Here is a 15323-nt window from a genome sequence, read left to right as displayed (position 1 = left end):
CACAAGTTGACGGGCGCGCCCGCGGTGGGCTTCGACACGTTCGGAGCGGCGTGCAACCGGGGGTCCGGTCACCGTGTCTTGTGCCCCGTGTCCGCCCCGGTTGGGATGGAGCAGGCCGCCGACAACGCGGCCAGCACACCAGCCGGATCATGCACGATGCGATGCCCCTCAGTGATGACTCGGCGGGTGCCTGAGTCGACCGGATCGGTGTCGGCCCAGCTCACCGGCACGACTCCCAGCTCGACCTCGAGCCCGGACGGACGTCGTACCCGGACCTCCCGCAGCGGCCCCCACTCGGCCAACCGGACGACCTCACCACCGAGCAGATCCGCCCAGACACCCGCCTCGGCGTGGCCCGAATTGTCCGTCAGGACCACGATGTCGACGTCGGAGTCCATCCGCGCGGCCCCGCGTGCCCAGGAGCCCACGACCACCACCCCAGCGACGTCCGCGCGCTCAGCCGACCACCCCGTCACCAGATCCACCATCGAACGCACTTCCCGGGACCGCTCCTCCGTCACCATGATGTGGAGTCTGGCACGCACCTCAAAACGGCTGTGTGGACCTAGGCTGCCGATATGGACGGTCAGCCGGCGAAGACGGCGTTCGACTTCGAGCGGTACGGGCGTCGCGTCCGGCTCGGTCCCTGCTTCGTCTGCGCCTTCGTGCGCGGTGACCCCGACTACCGGCACCACGTCGTCTACGAGGACGACGACACCATCGCCTTCCTCGCCCGCAACCCGACGCTGCTCGGCTACTGCCTCGTCGCGCCGAAGCAGCACGTCGAGTGCTGGGTGCTGGAGATGCGGCAGGGCGAGTTCCAGCGCTTCCAGGGCGTCGTGCACGCGGTCGCCACGGCGCTCGCGGCGACCCTGCCGACGGAGCGGATGTACTCGATGAGCCTCGGCAGCCGGCAGGGCAACGCCCACCTCCACTGGCACCTCGCGCCGTTGCCGCCCGGCGTGCCCTATCACCAGCAGCAGTTCCACGCACTCATGGCCGAGAACGGCGTTCTCGCGGTCGATGACGGCACCCAGTCAGCCCTGGCCCGGAAGATCCGCGCCCACCTTCAGGTCTGAGGACCACGGACCAGGGTTGCCCGACTGGACGATCAGCTCCCGGTCCGCGGCGGATGCGGGCAGTACGTTGACCGTATGTATTCGACACGCGTCTCTCAGCATGTCAAGGCCTCGCGTCCCGCCGTCTACCGGGCGCTGGTGGATGGCGATGCGATCGCCAGGTGGCGGGTCCCCTCCGGCATGAGGGGCCAGGTCCACCAGTTCGAAGCCCACGAAGGTGGCGCATTCCGCGTCTCGCTCACCTACGAAACGACGGAAGGCACCGGCAAGTCGACGTCCCGCACCGACACCTATCACGGCCGGTTCCTCAAGCTCGTGCCGAACGAGCAGGTGGTCGAGGTGTTCGAGTTCGAGACCGCAGATCCCGCGTTCGGCGGCACCATGACGATGACCACCACGCTTACCGACGCGGACGGCGGCACCGACGTCCTTGTCGTACACGAAGGGATCCCCGACAGCATCCCCGCTGCCGACAACGAGACCGGTACGCGCATGGCGCTGGCAAACCTCGCCCGGCTCGTCGAGTCCGGCGAGCCCTCCCGGTGACCGCACGAAGTGTCTGTTGACCGCTCGGCGTCGCCGTCGGTGCGGTCATCACGCTATCTGCGGCGTCGCTGATCGCCGGCCTGCTTGCCGGGGCCCCGGCTCCGCGAAGTACCCGGCTCAGGCCGGAGTCTCAGCCGCCTTCCCTTGCCCGCCCGCATGATCCACCATGGTGTCTCCATTCATGATCCTCGGGCGGTCGGGCTCGTGGCGCCGCAGCCGGAGTATCCGAGCGGCGAAGGGAAGGTAGGACGTGCCATGACCGGTCAGCTCTCCGAGAATCAGCGAAGGTACAGCCTCCTGGCGATCGTGGCCTGCTGCCTGGGCCTGGTTCCGCTGCTGTACGTCAGCGCGGGCTATGCCTTGCTGATAGACCTGGACATCAGACTTCTCCTCCCTGCGCTGGGGCTCGGCATCTGCGCGGTGGCCGTAGGCGTCGTGGGAACGAAGGAGATCAAGACGACTGGGCAACGTGGTCGCGGTCTGGCGATTGCCGGGTGCGTGGCTGGCGCAGCCGTGTTTGCGGTCCTGGCCTTCTCCTTCGTGTATCTGATGGTGGTGGGCCCTTCGCCTGTCGGCTGCGGCCCGCCCGACCCCTGCTGGTAGGCGGCCCAGGTCGATCCAGGAGCTTGACCTGACCGCAGCGAGAGGGGCATTGTGGTCGAGCGAGTTGGCCTTGACTGAGGGCTCGCGACTCGTTCGGTGCGAACGAACGATCATGAACCGTCGACCTGGCCCGAAAGCAGGTCTGGCCCAGGGCAACTACCAGACTGGCTGGTGACGGATGCGACTCGTCGTCGGGCGACACCTTCTCATAGCGGGGGTGGTCGCGGGGTGCATGACCGGTTGTTCCGAATCACCTGGCCAGAACGCCGACGCTGAAACTCCGAATTTCGCCCAATACTACGACAAAGAGCCCGGCGTCGGCGACAGCGCGCTACTAGAGGGCACTGCGGCGTTTGCCCATGACTGTCTGACCATTACCGATTCCGGTTCGAGCATCACATATGTGCCGGTATTCCCTACCTCTTTGGGTGGTCAAGCGAGGTCCCTGCGGGCGGGCGACAAGGTATCGCTCGGGGGAGGAGCCATGGAAGCACGTCCGGACGGTGTCGACTTGCCCAGCCAGTGCCCAGCATCAGGGCCGTTTTGGATGGTCGTAGCTTCGGAATAGGGTGTGCCCTCCCGCTCGATCTACGCAGCGGCGGTGCTGGCTCGGCTCGTGGGCCGCTCCCCCGTGCTCCGGGTCAGCCTGCCGTCAGCCCACCGGGAACGCATTGTGCCGCTCACCGTGCCTGCGACGAGGCCCATGAATGGCTCTCGACCCAGTTCCAGCGCCCGTTACGGCTGGCGTGGCTCGACGACCCCCGCCGCCGGCCGGTGGCGGCCGACCATGGCGGCCACACAGGCGGCCCACTGAACCTGTCTGACGCCGGACCGCTGCTCGCCACACCACGGGGAAGGAGCCGATTCGCACCCTCGCCCGCTATCGAAGAGAGCACGGGCGAACCTGGTTCGGCGTCCGGCTGGTCCCGATGAACGCGGGTGAGATCCGCCTGGACGACGAGGTCAGGGCCAACTGAGCGCGAGGCAGCGTCCCCCTGGGCAAGGTGCGCGCTGTGCGGTCGATGAGGCGTGGGGTTGTGCCCCTGGTGTGCCCCGGGGCGAAGGCACAGCCTTCTGACCTGCCAAAACGGGCCGGATTCAGACGTTGAAGCGGAACTCCACGACGTCGCCGTCCTGCATGACGTACTCCTTGCCCTCGATCCGGACCTTGCCGGCGGCCTTCGCCGCCGCCATCGATCCGGCCGCGACCAGGTCGTCGTAAGAGACCACCTCGGCCTTGATGAAGCCGCGCTGGAAGTCGCTGTGGATGACCCCCGCGGCCTCCGGCGCGGTCGCGCCGACCGGGACGGTCCAGGCCCGCGCCTCCTTGGGGCCGGCCGTCAGGTACGTCTGGAGCCCGAGCGTCCGGAAGCCGACCCGGACGAGCTGGTCCAGGCCCGGCTCGGACTGCCCGATCGACTCCAGCAGCTCGCGGGCCTCCTCCTCGGGCAGGTCCACCAGCTCGGACTCGATCTTGGCGTCCATGAAGACCGCCTCGGCCGGGGCGACCAGGGCGCGCAGTTCGTCGAGGAACTCGGCGTTGCCCAGCTCGGCCTCGTCGACGTTGAAGACGTAGAGGAACGGCTTGGTGGTGAGCAGGTGCAGCTCACGCAGGTGTTCCAGCTCGATCTTGGCGGCGGCCGCGCCCGCGTACAGGGTGACGCCGCTGTCCAGGAGGTCGACGGCCTTCTTCGCGGCCTCGACGGCGGCGGCCCGGTCCTTGCGGAGCTTGGCCTCCTTCTCCAGCCGGGGCAGCGCCTTCTCCAGGGTCTGCAGGTCGGCCAGGATCAGCTCGGTGTTGATCGTCTCGATGTCGTCGGCCGGGGAGACCTTGCCGTCGACGTGCACCACGTTCGGGTCGGAGAAGGCGCGCACCACCTGGCAGATCGCCGTGGCGTCGCGGATGTTCGCGAGGAACGCGTTGCCCCGGCCCTGGCCCTTGGAGGCACCCCGGACCAGGCCGGCGATGTCGACGAACGAGACCGGCGCCGGCAGCACCTTCTGCGACGAGAAGATCTCGGCGAGCTTGGTCAGCCGCTCGTCGGGCAGCCCGACCACGCCGACGTTCGGCTCGATGGTGGCGAACGGGTAGTTCGCCGCGAGCACGTCGTTCTTGGTCAGCGCGTTGAACAGGGTGCTCTTGCCGACGTTGGGCAGGCCCACGATGCCGATGGTGAGACTCACGACGAGCCAGCTTACGCGGTTCGCCGCCCGTCCCGGACAGGCAGGCCCGCCGCCGAGCGAAAAGGGACTCCGAGCGCGGCGGGCCCTGCCCAGCAGGCCGGGCTCAGGAGGGCTGAGCGGTCAGCAGCCGGGGCTCGATCCGGGTCTCCCGGACGCTGCCGTCCGCTTCCCTGGTCACCTGGTAGGCGGCGACGCCCTCCTTGTCCGCCACCGCCTCGGCCAGCCGGGTGCCCCGGTAGACCAGCCCGACCCCGTCGTCGGTGCAGTGGCTGGTCGGCAGCGTGCCGTCGCCGACCAGCTTGTGCATGAGCGGCCGGCGCTGCCCCTCGCTGTCGTAGTGCACCCCGTTGCCGTACGGGAGCCAGCCCAGGCCATCGGTGAAGGGTCGCAGGCTCGGGCCGTAGCTGTCGGTGGCCCCGCCGAGGTGCCAGCAGATCGACCCGGCGGAGACGCCGCTTAGCACCACCCCGGCCTGCCAGCACTCGTGCAGGATGTCCTGGAGGCCGTGCACCCGCCAGACCGCGCAGAGGTTGGCGACGCTGCCGCCGCCGACCCAGATGAGGTCCTGGGCGAGCAGGTGGGCCCGGATGTCCTCGACGTTGGGCATCGGGAACAGGGCCAGGTGGGAGGGGCGGAACCGGGTGCCGGCGAACGCGCCGTAGAACACGCTGAACGAGGTGGGCTGGTCGCCGACGGCCTGGTTCAGGTAGCAGATCCGCGGCGCGGGGCCGGCCTCCGCCAGCTCGGCCATCAGCTCGAAGATCGGCCCGGGCTGCGCGTCCCAGGGGCCGCGGCGGCGGCTGCTGAAGCCTGTGCTGGTGGCGACGATGGTCGGTTCGGCAGCCGGCATGAAGTCCTCCCGGTCGGTGGTGTGGCGATCTCCGATCATCCTGCGCCACCGGCCCCGGGCACCCGCAGCCCGCCCGGGTCAGCGACCCGTCTCGGCGGCGGCCAGCAGCGCGCGGAGCAGGTCGGCGAGGCGTTCCTGGTCGGCGGGCGGGAGGGCGTCCAGGAGGCACCGCTGCACCTCCAGGCCGGCGTCGGCGGCCTCCTCGACGAGGCGACGCCCGGTGTCGGTGAGGGTGACCCGCAGGCCCCGCCGGTCCTCCGGGTCGGGTGATCGGCGGATCAGCCCGGCCCGCTCCAGCCGGTCGAGCCGCCCGGTCATCCCCCCGGAGGTCAGCATCAGCGAGGCGCTCAGGGCCTTCGGTGCCAGGGTGTACGGGTCGCCGGCGCGTCGCAGCGCGGCGAGCACGTCGAACTCGCCCCGGCTGATCCCCCAGCCCGCGTACACCTTCTCCTGGCCGTCGCCGACCAGGCGGGCCAGCCGGTAGATGCGACCGAAGACCGCCATCGGCTCGGGCCGCATGCCGGCCCGCTCCCGGCGCCACTGCTCGACGATGACGTCCACGTCGTCCGCTGCCACGGAGGGATTGTGCCGCACCTCGCACTTCCTTCTTCACTCGGTACTGATTAGCTTAGCTCTAAGCTACTTAGCAGCGAGGGAAGAGGGTCGCCATGCACCGCCGCTGGACCGACGTCGCGCTCACCGCCGTCGCCCCGACCACGTGGGGCACCACCTACCTGGTCACCGCCGAGCTGCTGCCGGCCGAGCGGCCGCTCTGGTCCGGCGCGTACCGGGCCCTGCCGGCCGGGCTGCTGCTGCTCGCCCTGACCCGCCACCGACCGCACGGCGACTGGTGGTGGCGGGCCGCCCTGCTCGGCGCGCTGAACATCGGCGCCTTCTTCCCGCTGCTCTTCGTCGCCGCGTACCGGCTGCCCGGGGGCACCGCAGCGGTGCTGGGCGCGACCCAGCCCCTGCTGGTCGTCGCGCTCACGGTGGCCGCCCTGGGCATGCGGCCCGGCCGGCCGGCGCTGCTCGCCGCGCTGGCCGCGCCGCTGGGCGTAGCACTGGTGGTGCTGCGGCCCGGCGCCGGCCTGGACCTGCTCGGCGTGGCGGCCGGGCTCGCCGGCACCGCCGCGATGGCCACCGGGCTGGTGCTCACCCGCCGCTGGGGGCGGCCCGCCGGCGTCGGCACCCTCACCGCGACGAGCTGGCAGCTGGTCGCCGGCGGCCTGCTGATCCTGCCGGTCGCCGCCGCCGTCGAGGGTGCGCCGCCCGCGCCGGACCGGCCGGCCCTCCTCGGGTACGCCTGGCTCGGGCTGGTCGGCACCGCCCTGGCGTACGCGCTCTGGTTCCGGGGCGCGGCGCGACTGCCCGTCACCCGGGTGTCGGTGCTGGGCGCGCTGAGCCCGCTGACCGCCGCCGCCCTCGGCTGGCTGGTGCTCGGGCAGGCACTCAGCCCGCTCCAGCTGGTCGGCTTCGCGGTGGCGGTCGCCGCGATGGTGCTCGGTCAGCTGCCGGGCCGGCCCCGCCCGGGCGAACCGTCGGGCCGGCTCACGCCCGCCGCGCCGGGCTCCGGGTCCGCTGCGGGAACTGCCCCGCTCACGTCCCCGGCGGGGGCCGGCCGGCCCGCGTCCGCCGCGGAGGCGAGCCGGCCGGCGCTCAGCCGGCGAGCAGACGGGGCCAGTCCGGCGCCTCGCCGCCCCGATCCGGCAGCGCCCCGGGCGGCAACTCGGCCGCGGCGGCGAGCGGCAGCGTGAACCGATGGGCGGCGGCCGGGCCGGCCGCGTACGACTGGTCGAGCAGCCAGCGCACCTCGTCGACCGTCCAGCCCAGCCCGGCCCGGCCGGCGATCTCCCGGACCAGCCGCAGGCCCACCCGGGTGTCGTCGTCGTAGAAGCGCATGCACCAGTGGTGCGCCCACATGCCGAGCGCCCGCAGCCCCGCCCGGTCGAGCGAGCCGACGAGCCGGCCGCAGGCGGTCTCGGCGAAGGCCCGCCCCGGGTCGTCCGCCCGGTCCCGTTCGATCGCGCCGTACGCGGCCGGCGCCACCACCCGCATCCGGTCGTAGAAGCCCTGCACCACCGCGCGATCCACCCGAATCCGCCCCGACCGCATCAGCGGGCACCTCGCCCGGCCACGCTCGCCATCTCCCCGCACCCTCTTCTTGAGTTGGTTGGCGGGACCGTACCGACCACTACCGACACTTTCGGTGCCGAAAACCGTTGCCGCGTCAGGGATAGCTGGACTGAGCTGGGGCGTCTGTATCACTGACAGACAAGCGCGGGAGGGTGCGTGGACGAGGACGACCGAGCCCGGCTGGCCGCACAGCCCGAGGTCGGCTCGGTCGATCATGAGGTTGACGGCGAAGTGGATCTCCCGGACTGCCGCCAACCTCATGATCGACAGGGCAGGCAGGGAAGGGCGTGCCGGCGGGGGTCAGGCGGGTGGTGGGGAGGGGGCGGGGCGGGGAGTACGGCCGGGTCCGAATCCCGCCAGCCGGGGGCTGGACCTGCGAGGCAGGATCGATGGCGTGGAGTTGGACTTCGAACGGTGCTACCGGGCCGTCGACAGCCGTGACCAGCGCTTCGACGGCTGGTTCTACACCGGCGTGACGTCGACCGGGATCTACTGCCGGCCGTCCTGCCCGGCGATGACGCCGAAACGGCAGAACGTCCGTTTCTTCCCGTCCGCCGCCGCGGCGCAGGGCGCCGGCCTGCGGGCCTGCCGTCGCTGCCGCCCCGACGCCGCCCCCGGGTCACCGCAGTGGGACGTCCGGGCCGACGTGGTGGGGCGGGCGATGCGGCTGATCGCGGACGGGGTGGTCGACCGGGACGGCGTACCGGGGCTGGCCGCCCGGCTCGGCTACACCGAGCGGCACCTGCACCGGATGCTCCGCGCCGAACTCGGCGCCGGGCCGCTCGCGCTCGCCCGGGCGCAGCGCGCCCAGACCGCCCGGATCCTCATCGAGACCACCGGGCTCGGCCTGGCCGAGGTCGCGTTCGCCGCCGGCTTCGGCAGCGTCCGGCAGTTCAACGACACGGTCCGGGAGGTGTACGGGGCGACGCCGTCCGAGCTGCGGGTCAGCCGAGCGGGACGGCCGGCAGCGGGCGGGGCGGGCACGATCACGCTGCGGCTGGCGTACCGTCCGCCGTTGCACGCGGCGGCGCTGCTGGACTTCCTCGCGCTGCGGGCGCTGCCCGGGGTGGAGGAGGTACGCGACGGGACGTACCACCGGGGGCTGCGGCTGCCGCACGGAGCCGGCACGGTCGCGCTGACCCCGGCCGACGGCCACGTGGGCGCGACGCTGCGCCTGGCCGACATGCGTGACCTGGCCCCGGCGGTGGCCCGCTGCCGCCGGCTGCTCGACCTGGACGCCGACCCGGTCGCGGTCGACGGCACCCTGGCCGAGGACCCCGCCCTCGCCCCGGCAGTCCGGACGGAACCGGGCGTCCGCCTCCCGCACGCCGTCGACGGCTTCGAGATGGCCGTCCGTGCCATCACCACCCAGCAGATCTCCCTCCAGTCCGCCCGCACCACCCTCACCCACCTCCTCGCCGCCGTGCGGCACGGCCGCGTTGATCAAGAAGTTTGCGTCGAGGAAACAGTCCCCGCCGGACGCGAACTTCTTGATCAACACGAACGGGGGGCGGGGCTGGGGGCGTTTCCGGGGGCGGAGGAGGTGCTCTCGGTGGGGGACGAGGGGTTTCGGATGCCGGGGGCGCGGCGGGAGACGATCCGGGCGGTGGCGCGGGCCGTGGCGGACGGGTCGCTGGACCTGGCGCCGGGCGGGGACCGGGAGGAAGCCGTACGGCGGCTGGTCGCCCTGCCCGGGATCGGCCCGTGGACGGCCGGCTACGTGGCGATGCGCGCCCTCGGCGACCCCGACGTCCTCCTCCCCACCGACCTGGGCGTACGCCGGGGCGCCGCCGCGCTCGGCCTGCCCGACGACCCGAAGAACCTCGACGCGTACGCCGACCACTGGCGCCCCTGGCGCTCGTACGCGGTGATCCGACTCTGGAGAGCAGCATGACCACACTGGACAGCACCGTCATCGACACCCCCGTCGGCCCACTGAGCGTCCTCACCGGACCCGACGGGGCGGTACGCGCGGCCGGGTTCACCGCCGAGCCCGCCGGCCTGGTCCCGCTGATGCACCCGAGCCTGCGCGGTGAGCTGCGGGAGCGCGGCGAACTGGGCCTGGTGACCACCGCCGTACGCGCCTATCTGGGCGGTGACCTGACCGCGATCGACCCGGTCCCGGTGGCGCAGCACACCGACGGCATCTTCCTGGCGCACGCCTGGCAGGTGCTGCGCGACGTGAAGCCGGGCGAGCCGGTGACCTACACGGGATTCGCCGAGTTGGCCGGGCGGCCGGCCGCGGTCCGCGCCGCCGCGGCGGCCTGCGCCCGCAACGCGGCCGCCCTCTTCGTCCCCTGCCACCGGGTGCTGCGCACCGACGGCACGCTCGGCGGCTACCGCTGGGGGCTGGACGTGAAGAAGTGGCTTCTCGGGCATGAGGGACGGGTGACGGCTAGCTGACAGCGCTACCGTCGCACCCTGCCGCTACCGTCGCGTAGTGCCTGCGCACAGCGACGGCAACCCCTCGGCGCCTCACCCCCCGCTGCGCAACCTCTGGCGGCTGCGTCCCTACCTGCGGCCGTACGCGGCCGAGTTCGCCTGGCTGCTGCTCGCCGCCGTGGCCGCCACGGCGGCGAGCCTGGCCGTGCCACTGGTCGTGCAGCGGGTGGTGGACGGGCCGGTGGCCCGGCACGACCCGGCCGGGCTGTTCCGGCTCGGCGCCCTCGCCCTGCTGCTCGGCGTGGCCGAGGCGGTGCTGATCTTCATCCGGCGGTGGACCCAGTCGTCGTCCTCGGTCGGCATGGAGGCGGCGATCCGCGCCGACGTCTACGCCCACCTGCAACGGCTCCCGGCCGGCTGCCACGACCGCTGGCAGTCCGGCCAACTCCTCTGCCGGATCACCAGCGACCTGTCGGTGATCCGCCGGTTCCTCTCCTTCGGACTGCTCTTCCTGGTCCTCAACCTGGTCACCTACGCCGCCGTGGTGGTGCTGCTGATCCGGCTGCACCCGTGGCTCGGCCTGCTGGTGGCGACCAGCGCGGTGCCGCTGTTCCTGATCAGCCGCCGGTTCGCCCGGCACTACCACGCGGCGTCCCGGCGGATGCAGGACCAGCAGGGCGAGGTGGCCACGCTGGTCGAGGAGACCGCGCAGGGCCTGCGCACCATGCGGGCGTACGGGCGGGGGCCGGAGTTGGCCGCCCGGTTCGCCGGCGGCGCCCGGCGGCTGCACGACATCGGGATCGGCAAGGCGCGGCTGCTGGCGCGTACCGCGGCGCTGTTCGACCTGGTCCCCAACCTGACCCTCGGGGTGGTGCTGGTGGCCGGGGCGGCGGCCACCGCCCGGGGCGTGCTCACCATCGGCGAACTGGTCGCCTTCGTCAGCCTCCAGCTCATGCTGGTCTGGCCGGTGCAGTCGCTCGGCTGGATCATCGCGAACGGGCAGGAGGCGGCGACCGCCGCCGACCGGGTCCAGGAGGTGCTGGACACCCCGCCGACCATCGTGGACGCCCCGCACGCCCGGGCGCTGGATCGCGCCGACGTCCGCGGCCGGCTGCGCTTCGAGCGGGTGACCTTCCGCTACCCCGGTACGGCCGCGCCGGTGCTGCGCGAGGTCGACCTGACCGTCGAACCGGGCGAGACGCTGGCCCTGGTCGGGGCCACCGGCTGCGGCAAGAGCACGCTGCTGTCGCTGGTCCCCCGGTTGCACGACGTGACCGGCGGCCGGATCACCCTCGACGGGCACGACCTGCGGGACCTGCGGCTCGGCTCGCTGCGCCGGCTGGTCGGGATGGCGTTCGAGGAGCCGACCCTGTTCTCCATGTCGGTGTGGGAGAACCTCACCCTGGGCCGGCCGGACGCCGGCGAGGACGAGGTCCGGGCCGCGCTCGCGCTGGCCCAGGCGGAGTTCGCGTACGAGCTGCCGTGGGGGTTGGCCACCCGGGTCGGCGAGCAGGGGTTGTCCCTCTCCGGCGGGCAACGGCAACGGCTGGCGCTGGCCCGGGCGGTGCTCGGCCGACCCGCGCTGCTCGTCCTCGACGACCCGCTCTCCGCCCTCGACGTGCACACCGAGGCGCTGGTCGAGGCGGCGCTGCGCCGGGTCCTGCGGGACACCACCGCCCTGCTGGTGGTGCACCGCCCCTCCACGGTGGCGCTCGCCGACCGGGTCGCCCTGCTCGCCGGCGGGCGGATCGTCGCCGTCGGTACCCACTCCGAACTGCTGGCCGGCGTGCCGGCGTACCGGGCGGTGCTCTCCGCCGCGCCGGAGCGGCGGCCGGACGGCGTCGGCCTGGTGCACTCGTGAGCGGGACGGACGGTCCGCTCCGCGTACCCCGGCCGCGCCGCGGTGGCGGTTCCGCCCCGCGCCGAGGTCGGGACGGCGGCCCCGCCCCGGGCCGGCCACGGGACGACGGCCTCGACCTGTCCCGGTGGCGCGGGCGGGCCACCGACCCGGACGCCGACCGCAGCCGGGCCGAGGTCGCCACCCCGGAGGCGGTGGCCCGGCTCCGGGCCCGCAGCCGGGCGCTGCTGCGCGGGCTGCTGCGCCCGCACCGGCGCCGGCTCGGCTGGGCCGTGGCGCTGCTGCTGCTCCAGAACGCCGCCACGATGGCCGGCCCGTACCTGGTGATGCTGGGCATCGACCGGGGCATCGGGCCGCTGCGGGCCGGCGACGCCGGCCCGCTGGTCGCCGTCGCCGCCGCCTTCGTCGTCGCCACCGGCACCGAGTACGCGGCCCGGCGCGGCTTCCTCACCCTCGCCGCTCGGATCGGCCAGGCCGTCCTGCTCGACCTCCGCCAGCGGGTGTACGGCCACTTCCTCCGCCTCGACGTCGGCTTCCACGAGCGCTACACCTCCGGCCGGATGGTGTCCCGGCTGACCAGCGACCTGGACTCGATCGCCGAACTGGTCGACGGCGGGATCGACAAGCTGGTGATGGCCGCGCTGTCGGTGCTGTCGGTGGCGGGCATCCTGCTCTGGCTGGACCTGCCGCTGGCCGCGGCCACCCTGCTCGCCTTTCCGTTCCTGTTCTGGCTGTCCCGCTGGTTCGCCCGCGCCTCCGCCGGGGCGTACCGGCGGACCCGGGAGGCGGTGGCGCTGGTCATCGTGCACTTCGTCGAGTCGCTACGCGGCATCCGGGCGGTGCAGGCGTACCGGCGGGAGCCGCGCAACCAGCGCATCTTCGCCGCGGTGAACGACGACTACCGGCAGGCCAGCCTGGACGCGTTCCGGCTGATCGCGGTCTACTCGCCGGGCATCCGGATGATCGGCAACCTGACCGTGGCGGTGGTGCTCGGCTACGGCGGCTGGCGGGTGCTGGGCGGCCGGACCGAGGTCGGCGTGCTCGCCGCGTTCCTGCTCTACCTGCGCCGGTTCTTCGAGCCGATGGAGGAGCTCAGCCAGTTCTACAACGCGTTGCAGTCGGCCACCGCCGCGCTGGAGAAGCTGGCCGGGGTGCTCGACGAGCGGCCGGCGGTGGCCGAGCCGGAGCGGCCGGTGCCACTGCCCGCCGGCGGCGGCCGGGGTGCCGTGGTCTTCCGGTCGGTCTCCTTCGGTTACCGGGCGGAGGCGCCGATCCTCGCCGGACTGGAGCTGGCCGTGCCGGCCGGACAGACGGTCGCGCTGATCGGGCCGACCGGCGCGGGCAAGTCCACCATCGCCAAGCTGGTCGCAAGGTTCCACGACCCGGACACGGGCGCGGTCAGCCTCGACGGGGTCGACCTGCGGGACCTGGTGGACGCCGAGCTGCGCCGGGCGGTCGTGCTGGTGACCCAGGAGAACCACCTCTTCAGCGGCTCGGTTGCGGAGAACATCCGGTTCGGCCGCCCGGACGCCGACGACGCGGCCGTGGAAGCCGCCGCCCGGGCCATCGGCGCGCACGACTTCATCGCCGCGCTCCCCGACGGGTACGCCACCGACGTGCACCGGCGCGGCGGCCGGCTCTCCGCCGGGCAGCGGCAGCTCGTCGCGTTCGCCCGCGCGTTCCTGGCCGATCCGCGGGTGCTGATCCTGGACGAGGCGACCTCGTCGCTGGACGTGCCGACCGAACGCCTGGTGCAGCGGGCGCTCGGCAGCATCCTGCGGGACCGCACCGCGCTGGTGATCGCGCACCGGCTGTCCACGGTGGAGATCGCGGACCGGGTGCTGGTGCTCGACGGCGGACGGATCGTGGAGGACGGTCCCCCGGCCGAGTTGGCCGCCGCCGGCGGCCGGTACGCCGCCCTGCACCGCCAGTGGCGCGACTCGCTGATCTGACCCGCTCCCACACGGGGTCACGGGCGGCCGGCCCTGCCGATAGACTTCCGGACCGTCGATCGGCCGCATGCACCGGCCGCCGGGAGCGGCCCTGCCACGACAACCGTCACGCCGATCGGCTTCGCCGGACACGGGGAGGTTCACGGCGTGCGGATCCGCAGAAGTCTTGTCGTTGCCGGAGTGGCCATCGCCTGCACGGTCGGGGCGACCGGCGTGGTGCTGGCCCAGGGCGGCGACGCCGACCCGGCACCGGTGGCCGGCACGGCCGCCGCCCCGCCGAGTGCCGACGCCGCGACCGGCGAGCCGGCGCCGGGCGCCCAGGCCGGCATGGGCAGCCGGGCGACCGGCGGCGCCACCCGGGACGGGACCCCCGTGGCCACCGCCGCCCGACCGGCTCGCGCGGTGGCCGAGGCCGCCCCCGCGTCCGTCGCCTACCTGCGCGAGCGCTACCGCGTCTCCGCCACCGAGGCTGCCCGCCGACTCGCCCTGCAGGAGTTCTCCGCACCGCTCGCCGCGAAGCTGGCCGGCGACCACCCCGACACGTACGGCGGCATGTGGCTGGACCAGGCCGCCGGTGGCGTGCTCATGATCGGGGCCACCGACGCCGCCCCGGTGCGCGCGGCCGTCGCCGGCGCCCCGGACGCCGCGCACGTCCGGGTGGTCCAGGTACGCCACCCGCTGCGGCAGCTCACCGACGCGGCAGCCCGGCTCGCCGCCTCGCTCGGCCTGACCGCCGGCGAGGACGTCCTGGTCGACCAGGAGCGGAACGCGGTCGTGGTGCTCACCGGGGACGGGATCGCCGCCGACGACTCCCGGCTCGCCGGGGCGCTCGCCGGCGCCGGGGTGCCCGCGCAGGCCCGGCCCCGGCTGGCCGGCGCTGCCGTGCCGAAGGCGTGCGACCCGCGCTACTGCGCCCAGGCGCCGATGCGGGGCGGGATCCGGCTGGATGTGCCCCGCGACGACGGCACGGTCGGCGGCTGCACGACCGGCTTCAACGTCCGCTCCCGCAGCGGGAAGGCGTACCTCCTGACGGCCGGGCACTGCGTCGTCGGCGGGCGGCACACGCAGGTGGACCGGACCTGGCACCAGTTCCTCGGCCCGAAGATCCCGGTCTCGGTCGAGTCGACCGACCCGGTGCTGGCCGAGAACGCCTTCCCGTACGACTACGCGATCATGCCGTACCAGCCGGGGGCGCTGGACCGCTGGGCGTACCAGGGGGGCACGACGAGCACCCCCAGCCTGGTCAACTACTGGTGCGTGGCCGACAACCCGCGCTGCACGACCAGCCGGGACGTGGCGATCACCGGATACGTGGCGTACAGCGCCATCCAGGTCGGCTGGGTCGTCTGCGCGACCGGTTCGGCGTACACGCCGAAGTCCGGCGAGGTCTACGTCGACTCCGGGGCGGGCGCCGGCTACCTGCCGGGCACCCGGTGCGGCGAGATCACCGGCAAGGGCAGCGGCGGCATCGACGTGCGCATCTGCGCTCGGCCGGGGGACAGCGGCGGACCGCTCTTCACCGAGTCGGACGGCAAGGCGCTGGGCATCCTCTCCAACGGCGACCCGGGCCAGGGCCCCTGCAGCAACCCGAACGAGCACAACTCGTACGCACCGGTCTCCACCATCCTGGACCGGGCCAACGCGCGGCTCGGCGGTCGGCCCTACTTCCAGCTCGCCACCAGCGGCCCGCTGCTCGGCCCGATCGCCCGCTGACCGCCGGCGCCCGGCACCGCCAG

14 protein-coding genes are annotated in these 15323 nt (G+C 73.4%); 9 read left to right on the top strand and 5 right to left on the bottom strand.

Annotated features, from left to right (window positions below):
- Positions 1 to 68 precede the first annotated feature (68 nt).
- Positions 69 to 524 carry a nucleotidyltransferase domain-containing protein gene (locus ABZ783_RS34675; protein WP_357446456.1) on the bottom strand — a complete coding sequence of 152 codons (456 nt, stop codon included), beginning with the start codon at positions 522 to 524 and terminating at the stop codon, positions 69 to 71.
- A 54-nt stretch (positions 525 to 578) separates the two neighbouring features.
- Between ABZ783_RS34675 and ABZ783_RS34670 the strand changes: the two genes are divergently transcribed.
- From ABZ783_RS34670 to ABZ783_RS34660, 3 genes are all read left to right on the top strand, one after another.
- Positions 579 to 1079, top strand: coding sequence for an HIT domain-containing protein (locus tag ABZ783_RS34670; protein WP_357446453.1), 501 nt, complete (start codon positions 579 to 581; stop codon positions 1077 to 1079).
- Positions 1080 to 1154: 75 nt separating this feature from the next.
- Complete coding sequence (locus tag ABZ783_RS34665; protein WP_357446450.1) at positions 1155 to 1625, top strand: SRPBCC domain-containing protein; 471 nt, start codon at positions 1155 to 1157, stop codon at positions 1623 to 1625.
- Between the two features lie 255 nt (positions 1626 to 1880).
- A complete protein-coding gene (locus tag ABZ783_RS34660) occupies positions 1881 to 2228 on the top strand; it encodes a DUF4190 domain-containing protein (protein ID WP_357446447.1) in 348 nt (115 codons plus the stop codon).
- Positions 2229 to 3326: 1098 nt separating this feature from the next.
- On the opposite strand, the gene ychF is transcribed toward ABZ783_RS34660, so the two are convergent.
- The 3 genes from ychF to ABZ783_RS34645 form a co-directional block, all read right to left on the bottom strand.
- A complete protein-coding gene (gene ychF / locus ABZ783_RS34655; protein WP_357446444.1) occupies positions 3327 to 4412 on the bottom strand; it encodes a redox-regulated ATPase YchF in 1086 nt (361 codons plus the stop codon).
- Between the two features lie 103 nt (positions 4413 to 4515).
- On the bottom strand, positions 4516 to 5262 hold the full coding sequence (locus tag ABZ783_RS34650; RefSeq protein ID WP_357446501.1) for a peptidase E: 747 nt from the start codon (positions 5260 to 5262) through the stop codon (positions 4516 to 4518).
- A 78-nt stretch (positions 5263 to 5340) separates the two neighbouring features.
- Positions 5341 to 5838, bottom strand: coding sequence for a MarR family transcriptional regulator (locus ABZ783_RS34645; protein ID WP_357446441.1), 498 nt, complete (start codon positions 5836 to 5838; stop codon positions 5341 to 5343).
- A gap of 92 nt (positions 5839 to 5930) precedes the next feature.
- On the opposite strand from ABZ783_RS34645, the gene ABZ783_RS34640 reads away from it, so the two are divergent.
- Positions 5931 to 7016, top strand: a complete 1086-nt coding sequence (locus ABZ783_RS34640; protein WP_357446437.1) for an EamA family transporter — start codon at positions 5931 to 5933, stop codon at positions 7014 to 7016.
- On the opposite strand, the gene ABZ783_RS34635 is transcribed toward ABZ783_RS34640, so the two are convergent.
- Positions 6919 to 7374: a hypothetical protein gene (locus ABZ783_RS34635; RefSeq protein ID WP_357446434.1), complete on the bottom strand. Its 456-nt coding sequence runs from the start codon at positions 7372 to 7374 to the stop codon at positions 6919 to 6921. The two genes, ABZ783_RS34640 and ABZ783_RS34635, sit on opposite strands and share 98 nt — an antisense overlap.
- A 415-nt stretch (positions 7375 to 7789) precedes the next feature.
- Between ABZ783_RS34635 and ABZ783_RS34630 the strand changes: the two genes are divergently transcribed.
- The 5 genes from ABZ783_RS34630 (at position 7790) to ABZ783_RS34610 (ending at position 15300) form a co-directional block, all read left to right on the top strand.
- Complete coding sequence (locus ABZ783_RS34630) at positions 7790 to 9289, top strand: AlkA N-terminal domain-containing protein (protein WP_357446431.1); 1500 nt, start codon at positions 7790 to 7792, stop codon at positions 9287 to 9289.
- Positions 9286 to 9798: a methylated-DNA--[protein]-cysteine S-methyltransferase gene (locus ABZ783_RS34625; protein ID WP_357446428.1), complete on the top strand. Its 513-nt coding sequence runs from the start codon at positions 9286 to 9288 to the stop codon at positions 9796 to 9798. The genes ABZ783_RS34630 and ABZ783_RS34625 overlap by 4 nt, the downstream gene beginning before the upstream one ends.
- A gap of 37 nt (positions 9799 to 9835) precedes the next feature.
- Complete coding sequence (locus ABZ783_RS34620; protein WP_357446425.1) at positions 9836 to 11638, top strand: ABC transporter ATP-binding protein; 1803 nt, start codon at positions 9836 to 9838, stop codon at positions 11636 to 11638.
- A 116-nt stretch (positions 11639 to 11754) separates the two neighbouring features.
- Positions 11755 to 13587, top strand: coding sequence for an ABC transporter ATP-binding protein (locus ABZ783_RS34615; protein ID WP_357446498.1), 1833 nt, complete (start codon positions 11755 to 11757; stop codon positions 13585 to 13587).
- Between the two features lie 147 nt (positions 13588 to 13734).
- Positions 13735 to 15300 (top strand): trypsin-like serine protease, encoded by a 1566-nt coding sequence (locus ABZ783_RS34610; RefSeq protein WP_357446422.1) that lies wholly within the window; start codon positions 13735 to 13737, stop codon positions 15298 to 15300.
- Positions 15301 to 15323 lie beyond the last annotated feature (23 nt).

The sequence above is a fragment of the Micromonospora sp. NPDC047738 genome (assembly GCF_040642675.1).
Taxonomy (GTDB): Bacteria; Actinomycetota; Actinomycetes; order Mycobacteriales; family Micromonosporaceae; genus Micromonospora.
This window is presented reverse-complemented; position numbering and strand designations above follow the sequence as displayed.

Excerpts from the sequence above, each read along its gene's own strand:
- ABZ783_RS34675 (WP_357446456.1), bottom strand. The coding sequence starts at position 524 with ATGGTGACGGAGGAGCGGTCCCGGGAAGTGCGTTCGATGGTGGATCTG.
- ABZ783_RS34670 (WP_357446453.1), top strand. The coding sequence starts at position 579 with ATGGACGGTCAGCCGGCGAAGACGGCGTTCGACTTCGAGCGGTACGGG.
- ABZ783_RS34665 (WP_357446450.1), top strand. The coding sequence starts at position 1,155 with ATGTATTCGACACGCGTCTCTCAGCATGTCAAGGCCTCGCGTCCCGCC.
- ABZ783_RS34660 (WP_357446447.1), top strand. The coding sequence starts at position 1,881 with ATGACCGGTCAGCTCTCCGAGAATCAGCGAAGGTACAGCCTCCTGGCG.
- ABZ783_RS34650 (WP_357446501.1), bottom strand. The coding sequence starts at position 5,262 with ATGCCGGCTGCCGAACCGACCATCGTCGCCACCAGCACAGGCTTCAGC.
- ABZ783_RS34640 (WP_357446437.1), top strand. The coding sequence starts at position 5,931 with ATGCACCGCCGCTGGACCGACGTCGCGCTCACCGCCGTCGCCCCGACC.
- ABZ783_RS34635 (WP_357446434.1), bottom strand. The coding sequence starts at position 7,374 with ATGCGGTCGGGGCGGATTCGGGTGGATCGCGCGGTGGTGCAGGGCTTC.
- ABZ783_RS34625 (WP_357446428.1), top strand. The coding sequence starts at position 9,286 with ATGACCACACTGGACAGCACCGTCATCGACACCCCCGTCGGCCCACTG.